5 protein-coding genes are annotated in these 3,033 nt (G+C 45.8%); 3 read left to right on the top strand and 2 right to left on the bottom strand.

The genetic code is table 11. From position 1 onward, the window contains the following. The 3 genes from QTO00_RS17360 to QTO00_RS17370 form a co-directional block, all read left to right on the top strand. A partial coding sequence (locus QTO00_RS17360; RefSeq protein ID WP_331425895.1) for a sulfite exporter TauE/SafE family protein occupies nucleotides 1-310 on the top strand: 310 nt, incomplete at its 5' end. A gap of 34 nt (nucleotides 311-344) precedes the next feature. Next, nucleotides 345-638, top strand: a complete 294-nt coding sequence (locus tag QTO00_RS17365; RefSeq protein ID WP_331425896.1) for an antibiotic biosynthesis monooxygenase family protein — start codon at nucleotides 345-347, stop codon at nucleotides 636-638. A 16-nt stretch (nucleotides 639-654) separates the two neighbouring features. Continuing rightward, nucleotides 655-1,083, top strand: a complete 429-nt coding sequence (locus tag QTO00_RS17370; RefSeq protein WP_331425897.1) for a YccF domain-containing protein — start codon at nucleotides 655-657, stop codon at nucleotides 1,081-1,083. Between the two features lie 42 nt (nucleotides 1,084-1,125). On the opposite strand, the gene QTO00_RS17375 is transcribed toward QTO00_RS17370, so the two are convergent. Both QTO00_RS17375 and hisC read right to left on the bottom strand, forming a co-directional pair. Then, the gene (locus tag QTO00_RS17375; protein ID WP_331425898.1) at nucleotides 1,126-1,899 is read right to left on the bottom strand and encodes an ABC transporter substrate-binding protein; all 774 of its coding nucleotides are present in this window, start codon (nucleotides 1,897-1,899) and stop codon (nucleotides 1,126-1,128) included. Nucleotides 1,900-1,917: 18 nt separating this feature from the next. After that, on the bottom strand, nucleotides 1,918-3,003 hold the full coding sequence (gene hisC / locus QTO00_RS17380) for a histidinol-phosphate transaminase (RefSeq protein ID WP_443088941.1): 1,086 nt from the start codon (nucleotides 3,001-3,003) through the stop codon (nucleotides 1,918-1,920). Nucleotides 3,004-3,033 lie beyond the last annotated feature (30 nt).

Here is a 3,033-nt window from a genome sequence, read left to right on the forward strand (position 1 = left end):
TACTAGTTCTGCGATCGGAGGGCCTCCGATGGCGCTGCTTCTTCAGCATCAAGAGGCCAATCAGTTGCGCGGAAACCTATCTGCGTTCTTCGTCTTTAGTTCTATCATTTCGCTAATAATCCAGATGCCGGCAGGGTTTTTAACTTTGCATCATCTTTGGATAACTGTGCCTTTAATCCCAGCGGCTTGGGTTGGATATAAGTTGGCTATGATGACAACCCAATCATTGCCGAAAGAGAAAATTCGCATTGGTGCATTGCTACTTTGTTCTATAAGTGGGGCTACGGCGGTGTGGCAAGGTCTAAGCTAACCGCCCCCTGTTCATCTTACGTTAAGGAAAAACCATGATACTGGAAGTCGCAATCTTAGATGTGAAGCCTTCTTTGGAGGAGGAGTTCGAGCAGAATTTCGCTCAGGCCCAAGCTATTATTTCAAGTATGCAAGGATACGTTTCGCATCAGTTGCAACGTTGTATTGAGAAACCCAATCGCTATATCTTGCTGGTCAATTGGCAAACACTGGAAGATCATGAGCAAGGTTTTAGACAGTCGGCGGAGTATCAGGAGTGGAAGGCGCTTCTACACCATTTTTATGACCCATTTCCAACCGTAGAACATTACCAAGCGGTCTACGGTTAGCTTAAGGAGAAACACAGTGCTTAGAATTCTAGGAAACATCATCTGGTTCCTATGTGGTGGAGTTATTATGGGATTGATGTGGTGGTTCTTTGGGCTACTGGCTTTTATCAGTATTGTTGGTATTCCTTGGGGTCGCGCCTGTTTCGTTATGGGTAACTTCTCGTTCTTTCCATTTGGTCAAGAAGCCATTGCCCGTGATGAGCTGACCAATGCAACAGACATAGGAACAAGCCCACTCGGTATGGTAGGTAATATCATTTGGTTTTTACTGGCAGGAATCTGGCTTGCGATTGGTCATATTATGTCAGCGGTGGCCTGTTTTGTTACCATCATCGGTATTCCATTTGCGCTTCAGCATCTTAAGCTGGCGTATATCTCTTTGGCGCCAATCGGCAAGACGGTGGTGCCTAAAGAGCAGGCAGCAATGGCGAGATATTCGAAATAGAATTAACAAAGAGGCTTGGTTAAGCCTCTTTGTTTATGGTGATTAAAGGGCTTCGCCGTAGATATCAAAAGAGAAGTATTTAGCAGCGATCTTGTCGTAAGTACCATTTTGGCGAATGGTCTCAATCGCTTGGTTAAACTTATCTGCGAGCACTTTATCGTTATGACGTAACGCTAGGGCTGTGCCTTCGCCGATATAGGCTTTATCCGTTACGGCTTCGCCCACGAACTCAAAACCTTGACCAATATCTTTATCTAAAAAGGCGAGAGCAAGCTGATCGGCGTTACCAAAAGTCAGATCCAATCGGCCATTGCCCATATCGATGTAAACCTCATCTTGGCCTGAGTAGCGTTTTATCTCAGCTACGCCAGCAAACATGTCTGTGACGTATCGGTCGTGAATTGTCCCTCTTTGAACACCAATTACTTTGCCTTTCAGACCTTGCTTGGTCATTTGAACATTGCTGCCTGATTGAGCGACAAAGCGTGCTGGAGTTTGATAGTACTTGTTGGTGAATAGGACTTTTTTCTTACGCTCTTGGGTGATGCGCATTGAAGCCATGATGACGTCGGATTTTCGTGCTAGTAGGCTTGGAATGAGTGAATCCCATCCCTGTGAAACCCAGGTACACTCTAGTTTCGCTTCTGCACAAAGGGCATCGGCTATCTCGATATCAAATCCCACCGGTTTGCCACTCGCATCCTTATAGTTAAACGGTGGGTAGGTAAAATCAGAGGCTAATCTGACCTCTTTTGCTATCAACGGAGCCGACAATAGCGCAGCGGCGCAAGCAAAGGCACTAAGCAATTTGTTCATGTGTAATATCCCTATTATTTATTTGGATGGTGTCAGGGCTGCTGAAAAGTTGCAAATGATTTCACTGACTTCTCGCATGCTACCCTCTGACCCGATGGTGATTCGAACACAGTGGTTTAAGCTTGGTTCGTGGCTCTGATTGCGAGTCACGACTCCATGGCTAATCAAGTACTCAAACAGCTCAATACTTGGCTTTGTTCGGATCAGGACGAAATTGGTTGAAGAAGGATAAATCGCGTCGATCCAATCTAATGACTGTATGCGCTGAATAAAGGCATCGCGTGTCTTTACTAGAGCACGAGTGTTTACTTTAACTTGCTCAATGCCTTTTGGACTTAAGGCTTTGAGAACGATCTCTGCGGAGCAATCTGGCATTGGGTATGGCGGAACTAACTTGGAGATGAAACTCATAACGCTTTGAGAACCAACAATAAAGCCACAGCGAACCGCCGCTAGCCCAAACGCCTTTGACAGAGTGCGTATGACGATCAGGTTAGGATACTGGTCAATAAGGTCAACGACGCTCTCATCCAGTTCAAACTCGATATAGGCTTCATCGACGACTATCAGCGCTTTGTCTTGGGTATTGTCTAAAATGGTGACAATATCATCGCGAGAGAGTAGTTGGCCCGTCGGGTTGTTTGGTGAGCATAGAAACACTAAATTAGCCTCAGCTGAGGCAAGTATGATGCTATCAACGTCTAAGCTAAATTCGGGAGCTTTAAGAGGGCAATCAATAACCTTGACCGACATTGATTCTGCGCAAAACTGGTACATGGCGTAAGTAGGAGAGCAAATAACGATGCTATCTTTGCTCGGCTGACAAAACGTTCTGACGATGAGATCAATCGCTTCATCGGCACCACGAACCGCGATGGTGGGCTGCGATGTGTTGCAGTAGTCTTGGTATGCAGCCGCGATATCATGGGGTAAGAAGTCAGGGTAGCGGTGCAGAGCTTGTTGCTGATCGGCAAAAAAGAGAGGTTGTTCAAGTTCATTCGCATTTAGCCACAATCTACCGCTGCCACCGATACGTCTAGCTGACTGATATGGTATTAATTTTTTTATGTTCTCTGGAGCTAGCTTCTCAGCAAGTGACGTCATCTCTTGTGCCTCATTTGAATACCTAGTCAT

It is taken from the genome of Vibrio sp. M260118, from assembly GCF_036533755.1.
In the GTDB taxonomy this organism is placed as follows: Bacteria; Pseudomonadota; Gammaproteobacteria; order Enterobacterales; family Vibrionaceae; genus Vibrio.

Coding starts and splice junctions, on each gene's coding strand:
- QTO00_RS17375 (WP_331425898.1), bottom strand. CDS start 1,899: ATGAACAAATTGCTTAGTGCCTTTGCTTGCGCCGCTGCGCTATTGTCG.
- QTO00_RS17365 (WP_331425896.1), top strand. CDS start 345: ATGATACTGGAAGTCGCAATCTTAGATGTGAAGCCTTCTTTGGAGGAG.
- hisC (WP_443088941.1), bottom strand. CDS start 3,003: ATGACGTCACTTGCTGAGAAGCTAGCTCCAGAGAACATAAAAAAATTA.